The organism is Bradyrhizobium sp. RT6a, assembly GCF_040547675.1.
Taxonomy (GTDB): domain Bacteria; phylum Pseudomonadota; class Alphaproteobacteria; order Rhizobiales; family Xanthobacteraceae; genus Bradyrhizobium.
The window spans coordinates 78,546-98,755 of sequence record NZ_JBEPQC010000006.1 but is presented as its reverse complement, the minus strand read 5'-3'; the positions used below and the strand labels follow the sequence as shown (position 1 = coordinate 98,755).

The 20,210-nt window shown below is 59.3% G+C and carries 27 protein-coding genes; 11 read left to right on the top strand and 16 right to left on the bottom strand.

Annotated features, from left to right (window positions below; genetic code table 11):
* Positions 1–5 precede the first annotated feature (5 nt).
* Both nthA and ABIC03_RS28020 read left to right on the top strand, forming a co-directional pair.
* Complete coding sequence (gene nthA / locus ABIC03_RS28025) at positions 6–629, top strand: nitrile hydratase subunit alpha (protein WP_354062864.1); 624 nt, start codon at positions 6–8, stop codon at positions 627–629.
* 4 nt (positions 630–633) lie between these two features.
* Positions 634–951: a nitrile hydratase accessory protein gene (locus ABIC03_RS28020; protein WP_354062862.1), complete on the top strand. Its 318-nt coding sequence runs from the start codon at positions 634–636 to the stop codon at positions 949–951.
* A 79-nt stretch (positions 952–1,030) separates the two neighbouring features.
* On the opposite strand, the gene ABIC03_RS28015 is transcribed toward ABIC03_RS28020, so the two are convergent.
* On the bottom strand, positions 1,031–1,315 hold the full coding sequence (locus tag ABIC03_RS28015; protein WP_354062860.1) for a hypothetical protein: 285 nt from the start codon (positions 1,313–1,315) through the stop codon (positions 1,031–1,033).
* 29 nt (positions 1,316–1,344) lie between these two features.
* On the opposite strand from ABIC03_RS28015, the gene ABIC03_RS28010 reads away from it, so the two are divergent.
* Genes ABIC03_RS28010 through ABIC03_RS27995 form a run of 4 tightly spaced genes read left to right on the top strand, consistent with a single transcriptional unit; the run spans position 1,345 to position 5,205 of the window.
* Positions 1,345–2,799: a ParB/RepB/Spo0J family partition protein gene (locus ABIC03_RS28010; protein WP_354062858.1), complete on the top strand. Its 1,455-nt coding sequence runs from the start codon at positions 1,345–1,347 to the stop codon at positions 2,797–2,799.
* Positions 2,796–3,656 carry a DNA adenine methylase gene (locus tag ABIC03_RS28005; RefSeq protein WP_354062856.1) on the top strand — a complete coding sequence of 287 codons (861 nt, stop codon included), beginning with the start codon at positions 2,796–2,798 and terminating at the stop codon, positions 3,654–3,656. The genes ABIC03_RS28010 and ABIC03_RS28005 overlap by 4 nt, the downstream gene beginning before the upstream one ends.
* A 14-nt stretch (positions 3,657–3,670) precedes the next feature.
* Complete coding sequence (locus tag ABIC03_RS28000) at positions 3,671–4,669, top strand: hypothetical protein (RefSeq protein ID WP_354062854.1); 999 nt, start codon at positions 3,671–3,673, stop codon at positions 4,667–4,669.
* 2 nt (positions 4,670–4,671) lie between these two features.
* Positions 4,672–5,205: a hypothetical protein gene (locus ABIC03_RS27995; RefSeq protein WP_354062852.1), complete on the top strand. Its 534-nt coding sequence runs from the start codon at positions 4,672–4,674 to the stop codon at positions 5,203–5,205.
* Here the strand turns inward: ABIC03_RS27995 and ABIC03_RS27990 are convergent.
* The 3 genes from ABIC03_RS27990 to ABIC03_RS27975 all read right to left on the bottom strand — a co-directional run bounded on the left by ABIC03_RS27990 (position 5,199) and on the right by ABIC03_RS27975 (position 7,590).
* Complete coding sequence (locus ABIC03_RS27990) at positions 5,199–5,831, bottom strand: hypothetical protein (protein WP_354062850.1); 633 nt, start codon at positions 5,829–5,831, stop codon at positions 5,199–5,201. The two genes, ABIC03_RS27995 and ABIC03_RS27990, sit on opposite strands and share 7 nt — an antisense overlap.
* An 891-nt stretch (positions 5,832–6,722) precedes the next feature.
* On the bottom strand, positions 6,723–6,902 hold the full coding sequence (locus ABIC03_RS27985; RefSeq protein ID WP_275174255.1) for a hypothetical protein: 180 nt from the start codon (positions 6,900–6,902) through the stop codon (positions 6,723–6,725).
* Positions 6,903–7,320: 418 nt separating this feature from the next.
* Positions 7,321–7,590, bottom strand: coding sequence for a hypothetical protein (locus ABIC03_RS27975; RefSeq protein ID WP_354062846.1), 270 nt, complete (start codon positions 7,588–7,590; stop codon positions 7,321–7,323).
* Positions 7,591–7,802: 212 nt separating this feature from the next.
* Here ABIC03_RS27975 and ABIC03_RS27970 point away from each other — a divergent pair, with 212 nt between their 5' ends.
* Positions 7,803–8,024 (top strand): hypothetical protein, encoded by a 222-nt coding sequence (locus ABIC03_RS27970; RefSeq protein ID WP_354062844.1) that lies wholly within the window; start codon positions 7,803–7,805, stop codon positions 8,022–8,024.
* Positions 8,025–8,027: 3 nt separating this feature from the next.
* A complete protein-coding gene (locus tag ABIC03_RS27965; protein WP_354062842.1) occupies positions 8,028–8,249 on the top strand; it encodes a hypothetical protein in 222 nt (73 codons plus the stop codon).
* A 33-nt stretch (positions 8,250–8,282) separates the two neighbouring features.
* On the opposite strand, the gene ABIC03_RS27960 is transcribed toward ABIC03_RS27965, so the two are convergent.
* The 6 genes from ABIC03_RS27960 to ABIC03_RS27935 all read right to left on the bottom strand — a co-directional run bounded on the left by ABIC03_RS27960 (position 8,283) and on the right by ABIC03_RS27935 (position 11,562).
* Entirely contained in the window at positions 8,283–8,537 is a 255-nt protein-coding gene (locus ABIC03_RS27960; RefSeq protein WP_247395067.1) for a DUF3551 domain-containing protein, read from the bottom strand.
* A 756-nt stretch (positions 8,538–9,293) separates the two neighbouring features.
* Positions 9,294–9,716, bottom strand: coding sequence for a hypothetical protein (locus ABIC03_RS27955; protein ID WP_354062839.1), 423 nt, complete (start codon positions 9,714–9,716; stop codon positions 9,294–9,296).
* Positions 9,717–9,733: 17 nt separating this feature from the next.
* Positions 9,734–9,955 (bottom strand): hypothetical protein, encoded by a 222-nt coding sequence (locus tag ABIC03_RS27950; RefSeq protein ID WP_354062837.1) that lies wholly within the window; start codon positions 9,953–9,955, stop codon positions 9,734–9,736.
* Positions 9,956–10,557: 602 nt separating this feature from the next.
* Positions 10,558–10,836, bottom strand: a complete 279-nt coding sequence (locus tag ABIC03_RS27945) for a hypothetical protein (RefSeq protein ID WP_354062835.1) — start codon at positions 10,834–10,836, stop codon at positions 10,558–10,560.
* On the bottom strand, positions 10,833–11,174 hold the full coding sequence (locus ABIC03_RS27940; RefSeq protein ID WP_354062833.1) for a hypothetical protein: 342 nt from the start codon (positions 11,172–11,174) through the stop codon (positions 10,833–10,835). Before ABIC03_RS27940 ends, ABIC03_RS27945 begins: the two co-directional genes overlap by 4 nt.
* Positions 11,175–11,196: 22 nt before the next feature.
* Positions 11,197–11,562 (bottom strand): hypothetical protein, encoded by a 366-nt coding sequence (locus ABIC03_RS27935; protein WP_354062831.1) that lies wholly within the window; start codon positions 11,560–11,562, stop codon positions 11,197–11,199.
* 309 nt (positions 11,563–11,871) lie between these two features.
* Here ABIC03_RS27935 and ABIC03_RS27930 point away from each other — a divergent pair, with 309 nt between their 5' ends.
* The 3 genes from ABIC03_RS27930 (at position 11,872) to ABIC03_RS27920 (ending at position 14,631) form a co-directional block, all read left to right on the top strand.
* On the top strand, positions 11,872–12,075 hold the full coding sequence (locus tag ABIC03_RS27930) for a hypothetical protein (RefSeq protein WP_354054558.1): 204 nt from the start codon (positions 11,872–11,874) through the stop codon (positions 12,073–12,075).
* Positions 12,076–13,822: 1,747 nt separating this feature from the next.
* A complete protein-coding gene (locus tag ABIC03_RS27925) occupies positions 13,823–14,212 on the top strand; it encodes a response regulator (RefSeq protein ID WP_354062829.1) in 390 nt (129 codons plus the stop codon).
* Between the two features lie 206 nt (positions 14,213–14,418).
* Positions 14,419–14,631: a hypothetical protein gene (locus ABIC03_RS27920; protein WP_354062827.1), complete on the top strand. Its 213-nt coding sequence runs from the start codon at positions 14,419–14,421 to the stop codon at positions 14,629–14,631.
* 216 nt (positions 14,632–14,847) lie between these two features.
* Here ABIC03_RS27920 and ABIC03_RS27915 read toward each other — a convergent pair whose 3' ends face one another.
* The 6 genes from ABIC03_RS27915 to ABIC03_RS27890 all read right to left on the bottom strand — a co-directional run bounded on the left by ABIC03_RS27915 (position 14,848) and on the right by ABIC03_RS27890 (position 20,164).
* On the bottom strand, positions 14,848–15,174 hold the full coding sequence (locus ABIC03_RS27915) for a nuclear transport factor 2 family protein (protein ID WP_354062825.1): 327 nt from the start codon (positions 15,172–15,174) through the stop codon (positions 14,848–14,850).
* A 326-nt stretch (positions 15,175–15,500) separates the two neighbouring features.
* Positions 15,501–15,767, bottom strand: a complete 267-nt coding sequence (locus tag ABIC03_RS27910) for a hypothetical protein (RefSeq protein WP_354062823.1) — start codon at positions 15,765–15,767, stop codon at positions 15,501–15,503.
* Positions 15,764–18,115, bottom strand: a complete 2,352-nt coding sequence (locus tag ABIC03_RS27905; RefSeq protein ID WP_354062821.1) for a phage tail tape measure protein — start codon at positions 18,113–18,115, stop codon at positions 15,764–15,766. The genes ABIC03_RS27910 and ABIC03_RS27905 overlap by 4 nt, the downstream gene beginning before the upstream one ends.
* A gap of 271 nt (positions 18,116–18,386) precedes the next feature.
* Positions 18,387–19,280 carry a hypothetical protein gene (locus ABIC03_RS27900; protein WP_354062819.1) on the bottom strand — a complete coding sequence of 298 codons (894 nt, stop codon included), beginning with the start codon at positions 19,278–19,280 and terminating at the stop codon, positions 18,387–18,389.
* A gap of 9 nt (positions 19,281–19,289) precedes the next feature.
* Complete coding sequence (locus tag ABIC03_RS27895; protein WP_354062817.1) at positions 19,290–19,883, bottom strand: hypothetical protein; 594 nt, start codon at positions 19,881–19,883, stop codon at positions 19,290–19,292.
* A 71-nt stretch (positions 19,884–19,954) separates the two neighbouring features.
* The gene (locus ABIC03_RS27890) at positions 19,955–20,164 is read right to left on the bottom strand and encodes a hypothetical protein (protein ID WP_354062815.1); all 210 of its coding nucleotides are present in this window, start codon (positions 20,162–20,164) and stop codon (positions 19,955–19,957) included.
* Positions 20,165–20,210 lie beyond the last annotated feature (46 nt).

Here is a 20,210-nt window from a genome sequence, read left to right as displayed (position 1 = left end):
GCCACATGATGCAACGTTTCGAGTATTCCACGGATCGAGAAACGGTGAACGCGGCGCGCGTCCGCGCGCTGGAGGCTCTGCTTATCGAGAAGGGAGTCATCACGCGCGAGACTGTCGACAAGATCATGGCAATCTTCGCGACTGAAATGGGCCCGTTCAATGGCGCCAAGCTTGTTGCGAAAGCGTGGGTCGATCCGGCATTCAAGAAGGTTCTGGCCGAAGACACCATGGCTGCTGTCGAACAGATGAAGTTTGTGACCGGGGGAGCCGGCGCCGAAGGCGAGCATATGCGAGCGGCGATCAACACGCCGGAGGTGCACAATCTCATCATCTGCACCCTCTGTTCCTGCTATCCTTGGCCGATTCTGGGCCTGCCGCCCTATTGGTACAAGGATCCTTCGTTCCGCGCGCGAGCTGCACGCGAGCCCCGCAAAGTGCTGAGCGAATTTGGACTGAACATTGGGCCGGAAAAGGAAATCAGGACCTGGGACAGCAGCGCCCAGATCCGCTGGTTCGTTGTCCCGGAACGACCGGCGGGCACCGACACCTTCAGCGAAGAGCAGTTGACAGCTCTTGTCACACCTGAGTCGATGATGGGCGTCGCGATCGTCAAGCCGCCGAGCACCTGAAGCGATGCAAACAAACTTCGAGCATTTCGCCCTGGGAAGCATGTTGGGGAAGACCGACATGCCACCCAAGGATAACGGAAGCCTTTGCTTCGGCGCGCCCTGGGAGCGTCAGGCATTCGGCCTGGCGCTTGCTCTCTCCAAACAAGGCTTGTTCGAATGGGAGGATTTCCGCTCGGAAATGATATCAAGCATCGCCGCTTGGGAGGCCACCCACGACAAGACCGACCCAACCTGGGACTACTACGAGATCTGGCTCACCGTAGTTGAGCAGATGGTGCAACGATCCGGCTTGATCGAGCAATCGGCCCGGTCGTCTTTCTAGGCGCCTCGATGTCGGGTCGATGCAGCGGGGCCCCAGAGCGCGGCGGGCTGGACTTGATCGTACGTACACTTAGCGAGCGCTAGGGAGATAGATCTGCGGGGACCTTCGCGCCGATCATCTGGTGAACGTAGCCGTACGAATCGTGCCCCAGCGCACAAAATCGTGGATTTGGTGCCCAGGGGCGGCGCCGTATTGCGGCGATATCACCTTGAAAGATAAAACGATTTTCAAAAATCGCCTGACGCCATACCAACGACCCTACCAACACCTTCGCGGAGGCTCGCGGAGTTTTGCCGGGGAAAACGGGAGAATTCCCGGCCCAAAGCCCTTCGGTCAATTGCGTCGCGCCCAGCAGTTGCAGCATGATCCAAACAAGTCTGGGGGATTGCAATCATGGCTGGCGCAGATTGGACAACGAGGCGCGTGAGCGTCGCGAGCCTTCATCTTGATCCGAAGAACCCCCGTTTGGGACGGGAGACGCTAGCGCAGGCGCCGCGTGAGATTATCCAGTACCTTTTTGAGCACGATAAAGCCCTAGAAGTTGCGGAAAGCATTGCGACCAGAGGCTTTTTTCCGAACGAGCCTCTCTTGGCTGTCAATGAGAACGACCGCCTTGTAGTCGTCGAAGGTAACCGTCGGCTGGCCGCGCTCAAGGCCTTGCGAGAACCCGGACTTCTCGATGGGGCACAGCAGCGTCAGATCGAAAAGCTCACCCGGAAAATCAGAGACCCGCAATCGCTGGCATCCGTACCCGTAACGATCGCGCCTAATCGCCGTGACACAGATCGGCAGATCGCTGGCCGGCACATCGGGACGCCGGTGCTCGCTTGGCAAGCTGAAAACAGAGCAAGCTTCATCCTCGAAAAGTTGGCCGAGGGCTACGACAACGACGAACTGCGCGATGAACTTGGGTTTTCGCTCGCCGATATCCAGAGCGCACGACAGACCAGAGCGATTGCCGACATGGCAAGATCGCTGCCGCTGCCGGAGGAAATTAAGGCCAAGCTCGACAGCCCGCGGGCGAAAATCTTTACAACGCTCGGCCGAGTGATCGACAGCTCCGTAGGCCGTCAGCATTTGCATGTGGAGAAGGACGCCGATCACGGCATTCGGATCACAACAGCGAAGCCGGAATTCGTCAAAGCCTTTAGCAAGCTTGTTTCGGATGTCGCGCTAGGCACGCAATCGTCCCGCACCCTGAACACAAGTGACGATATCGAAAACTACTTTAAGAGTTGGAAGCCAAGCGAAAGGCCGGCAAAGAAGAAGGCCACGTTCGTTCCCGCCGACATTATCGAAGGGAAGTCGGTCGCCTCGCCGGCCAAGGCGGCCCCGGCGCCCGCTGCAAGGAAAGCGAAATCGGTCACGACGACCATGTTGCCTCGCGACTTCAAGGTTCGGCATGGGTCAGAGCGTCTTGTGGACATACGATCCGAACTTGTACGCTTGAAGCGCAGCGAATTCCCCAACGCCGGCGCCGTGCTGATGCGCGTCTTCTTTGAGCTTGCCGTAACCAGCTTTCTCGAAAGAACGGGGCAGATGAAGCCGCTGATCGAAAAGCTCGGCGGCAAGGGCAAGCTGCCCTACGGCGTGCCGCAGATGAAGCAAATGGTTCCGGCGATCACCAAGATCGCGAAGGAAAAGCTGGACGCGTCGGACGCAAATAAGGTGGAGAAGGCCCTGCGCTACGACGCCGCCGCGCCGTTCTCCTTGAGCGAACTTCATGCGTTCATTCATCAGTCGGGGGACTTGCCTAGCGAACGCGACATCTGGCAATTCTGGCTGCGAACCGAACCACTTTTCCGGTTGATGTTAGAAGCCGATGACGAAGAAGACCTAGATAAATGAACCAAGCGAGCCCACTTCGATACCCCGGCGGCAAGGCGGCCATGGCCGGCCTTCTCGGCCAAATCCGCAAACTCAACGGTCTTGGTTCGTACTCAGTTGCAGAGCCTTTCGCCGGAGGTGCTGGCGCGTCTCTCTCGCTTCTTTTCCGAGAGGAAGCGTCCGAAATACACATCAATGACGCTGATGTGGCCATCCACGACTTTTGGTGGTCGCTGACGCACAGACCTGAACAGTTCTCGAAGCTGCTGAAGAAGACCCGCGTGAGCATGGCCGAATGGAGGCGCCAGCGCGATACCTATCGATCGAACGACGGTCGATTATCACGACTTACCCGCGGGTTTTCCGCCTTTTACCTAAATCGCTGCAACCGATCTGGCATCATCATGAACGGCGGCCCGATCGGCGGAGTAAACCAAACGGGCGACTGGTTGATCGACGCCCGGTTCAACAAGGAAGAACTTCACCGCCGCTGTCAAAAGATTGCAGAGTATCGCGACCGAATACACGTCACCGACAAAGACGGCATCGATTTCGTGAGGGACCAGGACGCTTCCAGCACATTTTATTTCATCGACCCACCCTATTTCGACAAGGGTAAGACGCTCTATCTCAACGCCCTGGACAAAGAATATCATAAGGGACTTGCGGAACAGCTTCGTTCAATGGCCAATGACGCCTGGGTTTTAACCTACGACGACTGTGGAGAGATCAGGCAACTTTATCGAGATTGGGCAACGATCAGACCCTTTGGTTTGCGTTATGCGGCCTCAGTGCGACGAAGCGGTCGCGAGATCATGATCACGCCTCGATGGATGCATCTGCCAAAAACTCAACACTCCGATGCCATCGCTTGGTAAAAGGAAGAGCCTCGATGGACCTCCAGAAAATTCTCGATCAGAAAATCAAAGACCTGCCTGTAGGGCCACATATAATCGGCCTAAAGGCGGTGATGGCGCATATTGATGCCGCCATCAAGCACTACAAGCGGGGACAAGCCGAGCCTGACCAAACACTATTCACCGACGTTGTCTTTCGCTGCAATCAAGCTTTTGAGGGTAGTATTAAGGAAGCTTACCGAGTGCTCGCTGGCAAGGACCCATCGCGTATCGCACCTCACAAAATCGAAGAGTTCCTCGGTGAGGCTGATCTACTTCGAAAGAAAGTGTTGGATCAATTCACGCGTTACCGGACCGAATGGCGCAACCCTTCCACGCACGACTACACTCTCGATTTCGACGAGGACGAAGGCCTGATGGCAATCGTATCTGTCACCGTCTTCGCGATCGTTCTTTGCGATCAGATCGACGGGAAACTTGCTTTTGACACTGCGGCGGACCCAAGAACCCTTGCCGCCACCCCAACGACCCGGCAGGGAACACCGCTGCTTGACTTAGTTACGAACGCCCTTCTCAGATTTGCTCAAGGACACACTGAAGACCCTCTGATTTCTCTCGATCACTTGAGGCAGCATTATCTTCGTACGATAGGCACTATCGCGGGCTATCTCGTTAGTGCGCTGCGCGGCGTGCCAGGTGTTAGCGTCAAACAGAGCCAAGTGTTCTCTGATAGAGAGGCTGATATTGTCGTCGAGCGATCAACGGGGGTAAGCTCTACGGAGAAGGTGATCGTTGAGTTGAAGATTTCCTCCTCAGGGAAACCGAAGTCCCTTCCGAGGCGCTTCCTTCAACGTAGTGCTGTCGAAAAAGCCTCTTTCTTCTTGCACCTGCCCGACGTGACTGGAGCCGTCGTATTTCTATATTCCGGCAGCGACAAAACCTATTCGATTGCCGATACGACGGAGGCGCCGATAGAGAAGATGCGAATAGTCGGCCCGGTTTCCGATACAAGGCTAGAGCGCCTAAGAGATTAGAAGTGCACCGTCTGTTTGGCATGGGCCTCGGGCTTCTCGTTGGCAAAAATGCGGCACTCTTCACGGCTATCCTTTTCTTGGAATGTCGGCTCGCGGCGGCGACGGCGGGCGAACGATCCGCCGAGACGCCGGAATGCAAGGAAATAACGGCACGCATCATCGAAAAAACAAACACGCATTTCGATCACTTCTCGCCATCTCGCGGCAGTGTCTTCTTCAAACGGCCAGACATGGTCTTGATCTGCGATCCGAAGTTCGTGACCTATGTTTCGCTGAACTGGGATGCGAGCGGCTTCCCTTCGAACGATTGGTTCGCGTTGGCCGCAACGGCTGGCAACGCCGTCACGGGTGTCGATGTGAAGAAATTAGAAGCGGCAGCGCACCGATGCCATCGGGCTGCACTCAAGGTCACAGATGAACAAGCTACCGTAGCTCTTCCTGGCGCGACGGTCGGCTGTCAGGCGTTTACGAGAGATGGTGGTGGCGTTGTAGTGAGTATTGCCAAGCCATCACCCAATTCGACCGATCTCTATTGAGAAGCACCGATCGCGATACTTTCGAGCTGACGAATGCGGCGCCAAATCGCGGCTATTTCCAATGAAAGGTCTTCGTCTAACTTTCTCGCCGCGGTTATCCAGCTTTCCTGATCCACATCCATCTGACTTCGCTTCGTCGGGTGTTCATCGTCCGGAATATCTTGTTCACCTTCCTCGTAGGCAAGCCCAGTCGTCTCCTGCCGCATGATGGTGACCAAATCGCTCAACCCACCTCGCAACTTCGCGAGAGACGCAATGGCCGCTAGACGAGAATATTGAGTGGGCGATGGATCGGGGTTACGTTCACTGAAGCGCCGCAACGAGCGCAGCGCCGCGTCGCAAGCCTTCATGAATTCAAAGGCCTCTTCCGGCCATGACGCGTAGATTTGATGCCAAGAGATAGCATCATATTCATACAAGAGCCGATCGACGCGCAGGTCATCGATAGCCTTTCTAATAATGTCTCGCTCCGCTTCCAAAGAAACTGCCGCTTTCACAATCATCGAAACGGCAGCCGCCGCCGATTGGCGGCGCTGCTCTGCAAGCTGGCGGTACACTGGCCGAGCAGCAAGGTACGCTGCGGCCAAGGCTAATAGAGCGGCGATGAGGGTCTGCCAGTTCTCCAACCCCTTCCACAAGTCGTCAGAAAAGATTGGACCTGCAACTCCGGTCCACCCGATTAGAGCACAGCTGAAGAGCAGTAATGAAAAGGCGATTAAGTCGGGCTGTGGTTTGCGCAAGCGGAGGCCCATAGGAAAATCTCGCCGCCGCTTGCACTTCTGCTACAGCGGACAGCCGACGGTATGGAAGGTCGAAAATGGTTAGGATCGGTTAAAGATGGGTTGTGTTGCTCACTAGTTCGGCGCCGAGGACATTTCCACACCCACGAGCGGCGAGGTCGGTGCACTCGCGCTCCCCTACACATCTGCACAATTTGCCAACGTGCAGAGCGCTCGGATTTAACGACAGAATGCCCCCGCCGCACACATCATCCATCCTTCTTGTGCCAGGCTGCCACCGCAAAACTATGGGAGCGACCTGAACAATCGCCGCCTTGTTGTCTGGGAAAGGTCCAGAGCCTGCCCGAATTGGTTAACGAGTTGTTAATCCACGTTCGGCAGGCTTGCGGTAAGCGCTGCCGATTAGCCCCCCAGCCACGGTAGCGCGAAGCGATGGCCGGCGGCAGCGATGCCCGCCGGCCATTTCGTTGGTGACCGCCGCTCGCAAACGCCGGGGCAGAGCCCTAAAGGCGAGGCGTGTGGACGCGCGGTCAGGAGGCCAACGCTTACTGCCCACGACCGCCACAATCCGTTCTGTCAAGCCGGAACGTCTGGAAAAGTCTTTCCAAAGAAGGGCAAGTCCTTTCCAACAAACAGGAACGGACTGCGGACGAAAGACGAACCTAAGTGATCAATCCAGTCCACCCTTCTGCCCGCGATCCTGAACGCTGGCGTTGCGCATGCTTGGATCAAAGATCGCGGCGTCGAATTCCGCCGGGTTTGATCAAGCTGTCCAATTTAGCGCTTGTCGAATGCCTTCGCACGCTGGAACAGAACGGTTTGAAGTCCGGTGATGATCAACTTGTTCAGTGTCTGGCAATCGCTGGGCGACAGATAAGGAAGCTGGCGCGAACTCTTCCACTGCTCAATGGCGGCAGTGACCGCGGCGCATAATTCGTCATCAGTCGGGCTGGTCATTTGTCGACCTCAATGCGATCGGATCGGCGCTACCTAATCCGCTGCGGATGTGACCTTGCCACCTTATAGTCGACAGCCGCCGCTCGATCACTCTAGTAACTGAGCAAAGATTTTCCCATTCTTCCTACTCGCTCGCCCGCGCTGTCTTTGAAAGCGCTGCAAGCGAGCGTAAACCGCTTGGCGGGTGCGCCCTAGCCGGCGGCCGACCTCCTGAGCTGTGGCGCCTTCGCCAAAGAGCGAAAGCAATTCCGCCTCTTCGTCCGGCAGCCACGGACGCGTCCTTGTGCGATTGTTCGTCATGCGCGACGCCCCCAACCCCTAAATACGCGGCGGCGCCGGGCGCCGCGCTGGGTCGGGAAACCGAGTTGGCAGCTCTGAGCGCGGCGGCGCTGGCAGGCGGCTGGGCTCTGGCATGCGATTACCGCGCGTCATCCACGCTGCCAAACGAGCGTAGCTTCGCCTGAGAGCCGGAACGAACCAAGCAGATGCGCCCTCGTGATCCATGCCGCAGAACAATATCCATGAACCATTTAGAAAAGATTGCCGATTGTTCCCGATCCGTAACTGATCGTAAACCATGCGATGGCAACAAACGGCCATGGAAGCCGAACACCCGCTTGAAGCGATAGGTCAAGACATCGGTCAGGAGCAAAGGCGCAGGCCCCTTTTCAATCAGCATCACCGGCAAATGCTCGATCCGCTTCGTGACCGCGATTGGGTGTCTTCTTCGAAGCTTACCGATCACCCCGGAACAAAGCTCGCCCTTCTACGAAACGGATGGATGGAGCGACGCTCAACCGGCAAGGGTGTCGAATATCGTTTGACGGAAGCCGGCCTGACAGAACTTAGCCGCCCGCGATAGGCGCCAACCGGTGGGAAACGACGATCGTGTCAGAGGCCATGGAATTGATCGTCGCTGGCTACGTCAAGGTGCGGGACCGTCGCGCGCTGACGGACTTGCTGGCGCATCGGCGCAAGGTGCTGGCTGAATTGCAGACTGTATCGGGCATCAACCCCGAAAACGCGGTCAGGGCGATCCAGGACGAACTGGCTGTGATCGAAGCCGGCCTCGAAGAACTCAAACCGCCGCCCGGCTCGCTGCCCGAAAACGAGTGGAGCTAGCGCGTGCGCGTTAACAAGATCAATTGGAACAAGATCGGCCGCATGACGGAGCCCGGCCGTTACAGATGCTTTTTCGGCTATCTAACCGTCACGGCGGACGACATCGAAGTGTGGACGAGATATCCCAACGCGACGTTCACCTTGATCACGCAAATGGCCGACGAGCAATCGGTGGGCGAAGAATATCGTCTAGGCGCATTCGACATCGGCGATCCTCAACAGTAGGACGAAGCTACCGAAGGTAACATCACTCATCATCTACCGCGGCCCGGTTTGTGATCTGGAATAGCCTCGGGGCCAATACGGATTGTCCAAGCACATGGCGGGAAGTCCCGCCGCTGCTGCCCGGCACTGATCCCAAGATGTAAACTTGCACTCGAAGTATGTGCTGCCACCCCAGACCCACCTTTGCAGGCAAACCGGGTATCTGGGATCGTAGGTCTGCGCCGTGGCGGACGCGACTGCGGACACTGTCGCACCGCCGAGCAATAGCCAACGTAGGGTCTTGCGCATGGGCCGCCTCATTTTTGTCGAACGATAAACGCACCGACCGGCAAGTGGGTCAAGTCGGCGAGCATTCCGCAGGGCCACGACCGGCGTCCGATCTTTTGAACCTTTGCGCCCCCAGACTTCCTAGACCGGATGCACGGGCATTGTTGGACGTTCTCAACGCACTGCGGTAGCGGTTCCAGAATTAACTCGCCGCGGCGACATCAAGCTTAACCCGCGGTTTCGATTGCGCCGGAGCTGCTGAGCGTTAGCCTCTCTGCATCGGACATTGCTCCCGTCCGGGCTCACCATGGCGACGCCGTCGCGCCATTATATTCGGCGCGGCGGCTTCGTTTATCGGCCACAACGGTATGAGCTTCATTTGGCGAATAGGCCCAACGATGACCGGTCCGATCTCGTTGAGATACGACGACAGATCACGAACTTGCGCTCGCAACACTCTGACAATCGTCTCGTCACATCGCGATTGAACCGCTTCCTCGTGAAGATTGCTTTTCTCTCAGAGCCAAAAGATGCGGCGCACGCCCGGCATCTTCGGTCTGAATTCGGTCGGGTGCTGCGAACTGTTGACGAAATCGTCTCACGAGGCCGATCCACGAAGCCGCGGCGCAAGTAACACTAACACACGAACGTTCTTGCACCGATCCGGCCCAGCCCAGATGCTGGATGCAGTCGCGAAGTCGTCATCGTTTCGCGTATCGGCGCATTCGCGGCGAGGGGTCGCCGTCCCCCCGGTCGGCGACCCCGCCCATGGGCGACCTAGTAAGCACGCCGCACTACTCGGGGCAGAGATGGCAGTCTCAGAGAAAACCGGTGGGCAAGCGCGAGCACCGCGGCTTCGTCGGTTTCGAGCGCGATCTTCTGGGCGAGCATCACATCGCCAGCTGCCAGCGCACGCTCGGGAACGAAACACCAGCCGGTCGCCGGCTGCCCTGATGCGTCGAGCTCTACAACATTGCTCAGGGTACCATATTGAACTCGATATCGTCTGCCGGTGTGAGAACCGGTGACTTCGAAATAGTTGTTGGCATCCAATTGCGCGCGCTGCTCTGGAGATAGCCAATCCCGTAGCAGACGCCGCGAACGCGCTTCCGGGCCATTTTGCTCGGTGAAGCTCCGATAAAGCTCACGGAGGGCACGTAAGCGTGTTCTGTTAGCGTCGCTGCGTCTGAACGGAAACATTGTCGCATCGCGATAGCTTAGCCGCCGACGAGACGCGGATAGAATAGTGTCTCATCCGCGGTGGGATCAAACGACCGTGTGACCTTCAGTTCACTGCCCGCCTTTCGCGTCGCGGCAGTAAATCCCTGATCAGTGAGCCGCTTAAATCGCCGTTCAGCCTCGCCGAGCCCCTTCGGATCAGTATGCTCAAAGAAATGTCTGCTGTCGCCTGTGTGGTCCATCACAATCTGGGTAGCCATGGAAGAGAACTCCGCAATGCTAGGCCTCTGATGAGGAAAGAAACCTCGCGGCACCAAAAAGTGTTCCTAAGTTCGGCATGACTGGCAGTTCTTCTGGCGACGCGCTCGAACTCGACAAATACCTGATCCGGCGCCCCCTAACGCCGGCCCGCGCCGGTGCGGTCGATCCGCCGCGACCCGACCCGCGCCAAGGCTTAAGGCGCCGATCCGGATCGCGTCCCTGCGTGAAGGCATCGAACTAGATACTTAGCGTTTCTTCCAAGATGCTCCCAAGTTTGCTGGCTGATGCGGCTTCGATATTTGGGTCTCGCCGTGTATACGGTATTCGCGGTCGAAAAACGCGCGCACGGCATGCGTGTACCGCCCTCCCATCAGGCCGTCGATTTTGGGGAAGCCGCGGCCTTCCAGCAGAGTAACGACAGCGCGCCAATGAGTGTACTGTCCATGTCCTAAGACGGCCTCGCTCAAGGATCGTTCGTCGGCGAACAATGGCAGTTGTTCAAGGCTGATAATCGGTCTGTGCGTTTCGCGCCTCGCTCGCCGCTGTTTCGGTTGCCCGCTTGCGGCCTGATCACGCATATCATCGTCAGGCTCAGGCTCGCTCACGACAGTCGGCGCTTTCGCCTAATCGGTTCCGAGGGGCCATAAACCATCTGAGCGATCGTCCGACGGACGCTGCCAGTTTCGGGATCATTTTTATCCAGCGAGGCAAGCCAAGCGTCCAGCCGGACGCGAAGGAAGCGATGCCCGCGCGTAGATTGCGTGAACTCGATGGCCTTCACCGGGCAGACGTCTTTGAACGTATCGACGGACAGTCCGCAGTAACTCGCGGCTTGATCCAGCCGCAGCGCTGCCGGCCAGTATGCAATATCGGCCTTCATGTCGTCGCTTCGACGCGCCCCGCCAAAGCGGACGTGCGATCATACCGAAGAAGCAACTCTTCCCAGGCGCCCGGTTTATACGACGTGCGCAGGACCTTCTCACTGGTCCATTCAACGTGCAGGACCATCTTACCGAGAAACCGGACGTCCAGCGTGGACGTCCGGTTTTGGTCCTCGCATCGCGAATACGTCAGTCGGAATTCGTTGTGACGGACTTCTGAGAGCCGGTGGCGGATGCCGGCGCGATCGATATTGTAACGCTCGCCGCACCGGCGGAGAATGCCCAGCGCGAGGTTGCTCAGGGTCTTCATCCGGTCGGTGCGGGCGGAGTTTGACATCTCAGTTTCTTCAGTCTGATTGCTAGCGTCGAGCTAAGTTCGCCACTTCCTGAACGAACCGCATCAGGTCTTCTGGCCGATAGTGAAGAAGGCCTTCGGCACCGCGGGCCAATAGAACCTGAGCTTGGATCGCGACGTCCGTCTCCGATGCTACGGGCGCGGCTAGGATCGCATCGGCAACGGCCTCCAAAGCGTCATACGCCGCGTCACAGGCAGCTTCGGCTGCGTCATGGTCGGTGTCGTCAGTTCGATCCGCCATAGCATAGATGCGCTGTTTTTCGGCGGCTGTTGCCTGAAACTGTTTCCAAAGCAGTTCGATCGCTGTCGGTTTCCTTAGGGAGTGCGCCCAAGGTCCGAGGATGATATTCGTCTGTCTAGCTTGCTGCATGATGTATCCGATCGTGCTGTGAGTTAGGACCGTCGGCAGCTCCAACTGCCGGCGGTCCGCTTAGGGCTAGCAGAGAACGTGACCGGGATGGAAGAGGGGAAGATTTGCAGCGCCAGCGCGGGAATATACCCGGTCAGTCACCGGTTCGCGTCCATTCTGATCAGCGATCTTCGTCAGCGATTTTACGCATCAACTGCCAACGGGACGGGCCGCGATGGCTGCTGCCCGCCCACATCCCTGAGGGAGCGAACGGCCGCGGTTTGGCCGCACTTCGGTTTGACAGATGATGGCTTCCTACAGGAGGCGTTCATGAAGATCATTTCTCAGGTGGCCGTCGCCGTCACACTGCTCATTCACACCGATGCGCTTGTCATGGTTCGCGATGCCTCAATCAATCATGATCTTGGTGGTGTAAGGGAGCAGTTCAAAGCAATGCTTCGATCGCACGAGGGGCAGGCCACAGATCGCGCGAATGCAGTTGCGGCCGTCCGCGACGCAGAGGTGCCTCGTTAAGCGCGTTGCCGCCTGCAGGAGGCTTGGCTGACCGCCGGGCGGCAGACTTGAAGGGAGTGAACGGGGCACCAGAGACCGTTGCTAGCTAGGTAACGCGGCCCTAAACTCCGGGCAGATGCATAGCATTTGGGATAATCGCCATGCGAGCAATCTCGATCGTCGCTGTCGCGCTGATTATACCGGCGTCCGTTCTTGCCCAGGAAAAGGAGAAACCGTCCGAACCGCCGCCATGCTCATACTCATTGATGACAGGTCAGTATGTTGAGGTGCCAGTTGGCTCAACTGTTTGCCGCCGCGCCCCAGCACCGTACCAAGATTTGTACGGGCTGCTGCAATGCATTCCTCCATTGAACGAGGTCGAACAAGTAAAGCGCGGCGATCCACGCTGTGAAAAATACGATGATCGGCCATAGCGGGAGCCTCGCGGTGATACTCGCAATTTTGGACTGGCGGGCTGCGACAGGTTACGCCATTCCATTTCCCGCCGCAGGCGGCAACGCCTAGGGCTCCGCCCATTGAAGCGCGTGGACGTATCACCCGAGGAGAGCGAACCAACGTCCCTGAGGGAGCAGACGACCCCATGCCCATCGGCATTCTGCCAAAAGGAAGAAACGCCAATCCGTGTTCCTCGCGCGGAACAGGAAAAAATGGCAAAAAATTATCGTACGTTATTTCCCACAGGCGCGATCCGGCGAAGCATCAGCTCCCTTCCAGTGGCGTTCTGGGGAGCTTCACATGTCAATCAAGAGCACGACTATTGCTGCGCGCGTCGAACTCCTCAGCGACCGGATCCGGCGCCTGGCCGTCAGATCGCACATTGAGGACCAATACGAGGAAGTCCTCCTTCTGAGAGAGACACTTCGGCTAGCCAACGCCAATGCGAGGAAGCTCCGGCCGGTGCGCGCGAAGGACGCGGCCGGTAGCCTTGCGTTACCTTAATCCCAGCTCGCACGTGCAGGTCGCCTGAGCACGGCAGCAGTATCGCGGCTCTTCCCAGTACCCCCGGAGCTGGGGCTCTTTTGTTCGGCTAGGACGACTTCCCGATTGTCACGTTTTCCCGTGCCCCTCCCCAAGGGGGCGGCTGCTTCGCCAGAGCAGCTCAACAGCCCCAGCTTCACCGCCCTGAAGCTGGGGTCCTTTTTTGCTGTCTGGATAACTGCAGACATCAGGAGAGGCGTTGACGCAAGGTAACGCTCGATCCTTCTTACCCAACGGTCATGGACCGCGCTGAAGCAGCGAGCAGCGCTTCAACACGCGGCTCGCCGGATGAGCGGCATCGCAGCCCACCTCGAGGCTTTGACGCGCGCAATCTCGAGGAGTCCAGCGGAGTACATTGAGTACTCCCCTCCCTTCCTGAGGGAGTGGACGGACCATGCGGGCTTGGTTCAAATGCTCTAGCCATGGAAGACGACTATTATTTTGTTTGGGTACTCGACCGATCGGGTAATGCCTGCCCCCAACTTTGGGCGGGAGATCAATTGATCGCCCGGACTGGCAACTCAGCCAAGTCATAAGCAAGCGCCTCCTGAACGCAGCCGAACGAGCGATGCCGCTGGACCGCTTAGCCTCGTTGTACCCCTTTGCCTGAAGGCAGCGAGCCGACATCCCTGAGGGAGCGCCGGGAAGTTGACAGCCGGAACAATAGCGTGACCATGCCTTCCTTATTGTGTTCACTTTTGAACATTAGCCGGGACAAACTCGCCCCTTGGTTTGTAGGTTCGGGCGGTTCAGCGACATTGGGGCGAAAATGGCAGAGCAACCACCACTTATTTTGGTCGTCGAGGACGAATACGCATTGCAGGCTGTAGTCGAGGAAGCGCTCATTGAGGGTGGTTTCGCGACTGACATTCTGTCCTCTGCCGAGGAAGCTCTGACACTCTTCAAGAGCGGAGTGAAAGCATATCGGGCGCTCGTTGCGGACGTGAACCTCATGGGCTCCCTGAGCGGCTGGGACTTGGCCCGACGTATCAGGGAAGGAGAGCCGACGTTTCCCGTGATTTACATGACCGGGGCGGCGTCGGACGAGTGGGCGTCGCAGGGCGTCCCAAACAGCATTCTGTTGCAGAAGCCATTTGCGCCGGCCCAGCTCGTTACCGCTGTCTCGCAACTCCTCAACCAGAACAGTGCCGCCTCATGATGAGACCCGCTTTTTGATGAGCCAAGAGAGCGCGAGGATCAACAGCGGAAACGCTCCATCGACGAGCCCCTGAGGAGTGGAGAAGTGCAACAACCGAGCCCGGCACTTACGGTGGCACTTCGCGATCGAGCCTATTAACATAGTTTAATTGATTTAATTGTATTTAAGGTATTTAATCTCTCCGCCAGCCCCTGGAGAGACCCCCCATGCCTAGTGAAGACGATGACCGCCGTGAATTTCTGAAAACCTGCGGAAAGTTCGCCGCCGTGACACCTCCAGCGATCACGCTACTGCTCTCAACCTCCCTCACGTCCAACGCAATTGCCAAGTCCGGCGCCGGAGCGGTTAACGGCAACAATGGCTGGGGCAATGGCGGCGGAGATGGCAGCCCCAACGGCAAGGACGACAGAGGCCGCTAACAGTCGAACCGGAACGGCAGCGGGAACGGCTCGCCGGTTACCAAGTTTTCCTAATGCCCATCCCCAACTGGGCAGTCGAGCCCCAGCTCTTCCCCATTGCCCCCCGGAGCTGGGGCTCATTTTGTGCATTTATGTTTCCTAGCCGTGATAGTCGCGCGACGAAGGATGGGGCCGGAGCGAAACCAACTGCTAGTCCTCGCTGTCGCGAGTGCTGGCTTAGTTTGCAGGCCCGCACGTGTGCGCCGATACCTGACCAGCGGCGTTGAACCTCAAAACCGCGCTGATCACGCCTTCCCGCACAACATAAGAGATAAGTGCTCCGTCGCCTGACTGCTGAAGGTTGTCGAGCCGCGACGCGGGATGTTTGATCAACCGATCGACCCAGTAAGCGCGACGACCTTCCCGCCCTGTGATGGTCTTCGTGCCGCCGCAGCCGCAGACGATGACGGCATCTTCAGCGTACATTCCTAATATCGCTTCGATATCGCCAGCGCGGTAGGCATCCAACCAATCGACCGCTGCGGCCATCGGGTCAAAGGACATAATAGCACCTCCATGCCAGAGTTGGAGATTTGGCCGGGGTACCAACTACATGTCGCCGCCAATCGATTTTGAATTCTTTACTGTTCTCGCTCGCCCAAGGGCCATATGCCAAAGGTCATAGGTCCGATACGTGTCCGCTGGCCTGAGGGGAGCGAGCCAACAGGCCTGAGGCAGTGCTTAGGCGCCGGGGGCCGATGCGTAAGTCATAATCCTGTCGGTTACCGCGGCGGCTTGCGCTGCCGTGAGGCTTCCACAGAGTTTGCGATGAGGTTGAGGTGAGAATTCATCGATTGCGGCGTGTAAAGATCATCGATCTGATCGCCGCTTCAGCGCCCAGCGATCTTCGCGCGAACCCGCGCTTCAATGCTGTCGGCCAGCCGTTGAAGATATTCTTCCGCAGCAAGTCGATGATGGTGACTGTGCGCCGGCAGGTTCACGCCTACTCTGATGCATCCAATGACTTCCGCGGCTAATCCGGGCTCAACGGCTTCCAGCAACGGAGCCATAATCTGCACCGCAACGGCCTCGACCGCGGCCAACCTAGCGGCTACACGGCCGATCTCTTCGACGATGTCTTCCGTTGCCGTGCTCACATCGGACCCCCGCCACTTGGTCCAAGATCGCGCCGCGGCGAGGGCGCCGAAGCATCCGGCGAGGAAAGACCCAGCGACCCCGGACCGCTCGAATTGATCGTCCCCGCAAGCTGGATCGCGGCTTCTGCACGTCGCGCAACGTCGATCAGGGATGAGCCCGCGTTGATTTCGAGAGTGAGTTTGCCGTCGCCGGAAACTTGCCCGGATACTTCGACGTGTCCTTTGTCGCCGCCGACGCCGGTTCCGTAAGTCATGGTCGGGGAGATTTCCGGGGCGATTGAGTTGTCCCCATAGCCCCATTCCCGGCGGTACAGGTCGCGCATCGATCCCCGGCGTTGCAGGGCTAGACGCTGGCCGCTGGTCAAGCCGCTGTAACCGGCATCTTCAACCGACTTATGCATGGCAAACAGCCCGCCGCCCACGGCAGCGGCGCCGGCGACCCACGGCGCGGCAGCGGCGCCCGCGGTCCAGATCGCGCTTCCAGCGCCCGCCGTGGCCGCTGTGGCGGCCGTGCCCTTGGCAGCGGCGCCAACGCCCGCGGCGGCGGATAGCTCCGCAGCGGCCGCGGTGAGCGCTGCGGCGGACCCGTCCAGCGCGACAGCAGATGTAGAAAGACCGAACCCGCCGAAAAGCGTCTGTGCGAACTTGATCCCGCCGTACAAGCCGCCGCCTGCCGCGGCGGCAGCGCCGGCACCGACCATCCAGGGCGGGCGCTCTGCCATCCATTGCGTGCCACGCCCGGCAAGATCGGCGGCCCAAGTTGCAGGCCCACCCTTGCCATCGCTGTCGAAGGCACGGCCGATCGACGTTTCGAGGTTCTTCATCGCGCCTTCAAGGCGCGACACCGCACCGTCGAAGCCGGCCATCCGTTCGCCGGCGATCTTCTCCGAGAAGCCTTCAGAGTGTTGTTCGATTTCGCCGATTATATGTTTCATCGTGTCGCTGTCGCCCAGAGCGGTCGCAATGCGGCTGCCCTGCTTCGATCCGAACAGCGCGTTCGCCAACGGCAGGTTGTTCGCCAGCTTCGGCATCAAGTCCTTTATCAAAGCGTTCGTGTCGACGTCGTTGACGGACTTGTCACGGTAGCGACCGGCGGCGCCGGCGATCGACTTCAGCGACTTCGCGTCGCTGCCCTGCAATTCATCCCGCAATAGCGCCGTAACCGCGGGGTTGAACTTGGCAGGGTCGGAAATCATTTCCTTGTCGGAAAACAGCTTGCCCAGACCGGCGCGCGTTTTGCCATTCAGCTTCACGCCGTAGCGCGCGGCGACGTCGTCCGCGAACGGATCGACCGCCAGACTAGCGGGCACATGCTGGTAGTTCTTATAGTTCAGGCCGTTTGCGAGAAGCGCAGTCTTCGCGCCCGCGGTCGGGGACTGTGCCGTCGCCATCAGCGCGCGGAAGGCGACGCCAGCTTCGTCGCCGCCGATGTTCGCCTTCTTTAACACGCCGCCGAAGCCGAGAAGCGACGCTTCGCTGATCTTACCCATCCGCGCCGGCGTCGCGCCGAATTTGTAAAGCTGGCGGATATCCTCCGGCGTCATGCCGGAAACCTTCGCCGCCTTGACCTGATAGTCGGCCGTCTGCTTCGCCGCAGCCTTGGCCGCTTCAAGCGTCGACGTGTCCTTCTTAAAACCGAAGATCGCGCCTTCCATCTGCTTCGCCGCGTCGGGCAGCGACAGGTCCATGGACATGCCCAGCTGCGCGGCCGGCTCCATCATGCCCATGACCTGATTTTTGTTCAGGCCGCGGGCAGCAAGTTCGCGCTGCGCTTCCAGAACCTGAATGTCGTTATATTTCGTCTTGGCGCCCATGTGGATCGCCTGCGACACAAGCGGCGCCTGTTCATCGTCCGACAGGCCCATGACGGCCTTGCCGTAGCGGCGTTCCTTGTCGAATTCCCGGTAAGTGCGGATCACTTCCCCGGCGCCGTGCTTGACCTGATGGGCGAGGATGCCTCCGGCAACGCCCGCCGCCATACCGACGGCTTCCCGCCGGCGCGCCGACCGCTCCGATCGCGCCGCCTGACGATCGAGCGCCGTATTGGTTCGTTCTACGGCAGCGCGCAGCTTATCTTGCGCGGCGACCGCCCGGTTAATCGGGATGCCAAATTCTTCAAGCCCGCGCTTCGCGTTCACGAAGGAATTGCGCTGTTTATCCAGCGCGGCCGACGTCCGACTGGCGGCTTGCTGCGCCTTCTCGTAGGAGCGGGCAAGCGCGGCGGCGTCGCCCTCGCCGCGCTTCATTGCCTTCGCGGCCGCTTCGACGCCGATCTGAGCGTCCCGGAATTTGTTCCGGGCGTCAGAGAAGCCGCCTTTAGCGGTCGCGAAGCGATCGATCGCGGCCATCTGTGATTGCGCGCGGGACAGCGACTTCGTCAGCGCGTCGACTTCCTTTGACGACTTCGCGGATTTGGCGATGCCTTCGATCTTTTTGGCGATCTTGTCGAAGACGGCGCCGGTTTTATCCTCCGCCGTGATGACAGCACGCGCCTCGATGATTTTAGCGATTTTAGCCTCCTGAGGATTTCGGCCGCGGGTGGAATTGTCCCATCACCCGCGGCCGTCGCGACACTCCGGCCGCCAAGACCGACGGAACGGCGGGAGCGACCTGAAAAATTTACGCGACGGTGTTCCGATCGGCTTGGTCGACGACAGCAGCCGGCGGCCATGGATCGATCGGGATCAGCTCAATCTGCGTCGGCCGTGGTTGCTTTCTCCGCGTCGCGATCGCAGCGGCGACGTCCAGATCGGCCACCGTTTCCAGTATCATCCGAGAGCCATCGAACAGGAAGCCGGGGCCGTCGAGACAGGGAAGGCGGATCAGCGAGAATAAGTGGCCGGGCCAGTCCACGGACGAACTCGGATGAAACTCAACTTCGCGGAAGCGGCGCTTCAAGCATTTCCAGCGCATCGAGCCACCGAAGACATGAACTTGACCGCGGACGCCATCTTCGGACACCACCGCGTCCTGATCGCCGATGACTTCGCCCGTCGTAGCAGCAACCCACAAGTCCTTCTCGCGCGAACGAAGATCCTTGCGAGGTTCGGCCCCGAAGTCGCGTGCGAGAATATCAGCGGCGGGGATCGGCGTTTCGCCCTCGGGAAGGGCCTCGTTCAGGACTTTTGCCGCTAGGGACTGGCGTGCGCAGTCCCGCGTCAGCTGCAAAAGCTCGGTCGTGATGCGCGCGCCATCCGTGCGGATGCGGTCGGCGAGGTCTGCGGCTACCTTTCGGGCTACTGCGATTTCATGGCGAGCGGCTGCATCGGCCTCAGCCCGGCGCGCCCGTTCCGCTTCGGTTTCGTGGACCTCAATCAGGCCTGAACGCCGGTCTACTTCAAGTGCAGCCGCGCTCCGGTCAGTGCTCCACTTAGCAAACGCGGCGCTGTCGGTTTGCGCGGCGGTTTTGCCGGCGTCGATCGCGGCCAGCCGGGCGCGGGCGGCGTCGAGGTCAGCGCGCAAGGCCGCGGTGTGCTTGTCGGCTTCGGACATTTTTTTGAACGGGTTTCGCATCTTGCCTCCTTACTTGATCCGCAAGCCGCGGGATTTGAGGGAAGCGCCCCAATCCGGGAGGCCCGCCGGATTTGGCGTATGGTGCGGCGAACTATTCGGGGCTGTTGCTTGCACCTTCATGCCGCGGGAAGTCAGGGCAGCGTCCCACATGTCGGTCACGTTCTGACGGGTCTGCTGTTGCTTGCCCTGATCGACCGACAGGCCGATGTCGGTGTCGCCGGCGCGCTCGCCAGCAACGGCGGCTGGGGCGGCGGCCAGCGCAACCTTGACCTGATCGGTCGACATGTCGGTCGTCGTCGCCAGCGTCACGGCGAGGCCCTCGCGACCCTTGGCCTCCGGAAGCGCGAGGATCGCGGCGAAGCGGTCGCGTTCGGCTTTGATAGTGCCAGCCATGGCAGGCACGTTGGCGGCGGCAGCCGGAGGCGCAGCGGCCAGCGATGCCCTCGCTTCATCCACTGACCTGCCGGTCGTCGTGGCGATGTCCAGCGCCAGCGCTTCCCGGCCGGCAGCTTCTGGCGTGCCCATGATCCTCGCGAGCCGTCGCCGTTCGTCAGCCACTGCTCGCGCGACCGCGGCCTGAATTGTGGACCGTTCTTCGTTCATTAATTGCCCTCCGTGACGCTGTCTCGATCGTCGTTATCGGGCGGCTAGGAAGCCGCCCGATAACGCCGGGTTTACGCCACGATCGTTTCGGGAGACCCGAGGACCTGAGCGGGCGTTTGCGTCACGGCGATGGTCGCGCCGCTCCCGCCTTCGTTGGCGACGCCGATCAGCGTCAGTCGGGAGCCAGTGCCCGATGACGCGGGTTCAACCTTCGCGATCTGAGCAAGTTGGACATAAATCGTCGCGCCGTCCGAGCGCGTCAGGGTTTTCCACGAAGCCATTGAGGCTCTCCAAGTTGTAGGCTGTACAACTCGGATGATCACTGCT

What these genes read in the sequence shown, in the direction of transcription:
- ABIC03_RS27935 (WP_354062831.1), bottom strand. Translation starts at nt 11,562, where the DNA reads ATGCAGCAAGCTAGACAGACGAATATCATCCTCGGACCTTGGGCGCAC.
- ABIC03_RS28005 (WP_354062856.1), top strand. Translation starts at nt 2,796, where the DNA reads ATGAACCAAGCGAGCCCACTTCGATACCCCGGCGGCAAGGCGGCCATG.
- ABIC03_RS27905 (WP_354062821.1), bottom strand. Translation starts at nt 18,115, where the DNA reads ATGGCCGCGATCGATCGCTTCGCGACCGCTAAAGGCGGCTTCTCTGAC.
- ABIC03_RS27930 (WP_354054558.1), top strand. Translation starts at nt 11,872, where the DNA reads ATGAAGATCATTTCTCAGGTGGCCGTCGCCGTCACACTGCTCATTCAC.
- ABIC03_RS27890 (WP_354062815.1), bottom strand. Translation starts at nt 20,164, where the DNA reads ATGGCTTCGTGGAAAACCCTGACGCGCTCGGACGGCGCGACGATTTAT.
- ABIC03_RS27950 (WP_354062837.1), bottom strand. Translation starts at nt 9,955, where the DNA reads ATGGCTACCCAGATTGTGATGGACCACACAGGCGACAGCAGACATTTC.
- ABIC03_RS28000 (WP_354062854.1), top strand. Translation starts at nt 3,671, where the DNA reads ATGGACCTCCAGAAAATTCTCGATCAGAAAATCAAAGACCTGCCTGTA.
- ABIC03_RS28015 (WP_354062860.1), bottom strand. Translation starts at nt 1,315, where the DNA reads ATGCTGCAACTGCTGGGCGCGACGCAATTGACCGAAGGGCTTTGGGCC.
- ABIC03_RS27895 (WP_354062817.1), bottom strand. Translation starts at nt 19,883, where the DNA reads ATGAACGAAGAACGGTCCACAATTCAGGCCGCGGTCGCGCGAGCAGTG.
- ABIC03_RS28020 (WP_354062862.1), top strand. Translation starts at nt 634, where the DNA reads ATGCAAACAAACTTCGAGCATTTCGCCCTGGGAAGCATGTTGGGGAAG.
- ABIC03_RS27940 (WP_354062833.1), bottom strand. Translation starts at nt 11,174, where the DNA reads ATGTCAAACTCCGCCCGCACCGACCGGATGAAGACCCTGAGCAACCTC.
- ABIC03_RS27945 (WP_354062835.1), bottom strand. Translation starts at nt 10,836, where the DNA reads ATGAAGGCCGATATTGCATACTGGCCGGCAGCGCTGCGGCTGGATCAA.
- ABIC03_RS27900 (WP_354062819.1), bottom strand. Translation starts at nt 19,280, where the DNA reads ATGCGAAACCCGTTCAAAAAAATGTCCGAAGCCGACAAGCACACCGCG.
- ABIC03_RS27920 (WP_354062827.1), top strand. Translation starts at nt 14,419, where the DNA reads ATGCCTAGTGAAGACGATGACCGCCGTGAATTTCTGAAAACCTGCGGA.
- ABIC03_RS28010 (WP_354062858.1), top strand. Translation starts at nt 1,345, where the DNA reads ATGGCTGGCGCAGATTGGACAACGAGGCGCGTGAGCGTCGCGAGCCTT.
- nthA (WP_354062864.1), top strand. Translation starts at nt 6, where the DNA reads ATGATGCAACGTTTCGAGTATTCCACGGATCGAGAAACGGTGAACGCG.
- ABIC03_RS27915 (WP_354062825.1), bottom strand. Translation starts at nt 15,174, where the DNA reads ATGTCCTTTGACCCGATGGCCGCAGCGGTCGATTGGTTGGATGCCTAC.
- ABIC03_RS27925 (WP_354062829.1), top strand. Translation starts at nt 13,823, where the DNA reads ATGGCAGAGCAACCACCACTTATTTTGGTCGTCGAGGACGAATACGCA.
- ABIC03_RS27970 (WP_354062844.1), top strand. Translation starts at nt 7,803, where the DNA reads ATGGAATTGATCGTCGCTGGCTACGTCAAGGTGCGGGACCGTCGCGCG.
- ABIC03_RS27960 (WP_247395067.1), bottom strand. Translation starts at nt 8,537, where the DNA reads ATGCGCAAGACCCTACGTTGGCTATTGCTCGGCGGTGCGACAGTGTCC.
- ABIC03_RS27955 (WP_354062839.1), bottom strand. Translation starts at nt 9,716, where the DNA reads ATGTTTCCGTTCAGACGCAGCGACGCTAACAGAACACGCTTACGTGCC.
- ABIC03_RS27985 (WP_275174255.1), bottom strand. Translation starts at nt 6,902, where the DNA reads ATGACCAGCCCGACTGATGACGAATTATGCGCCGCGGTCACTGCCGCC.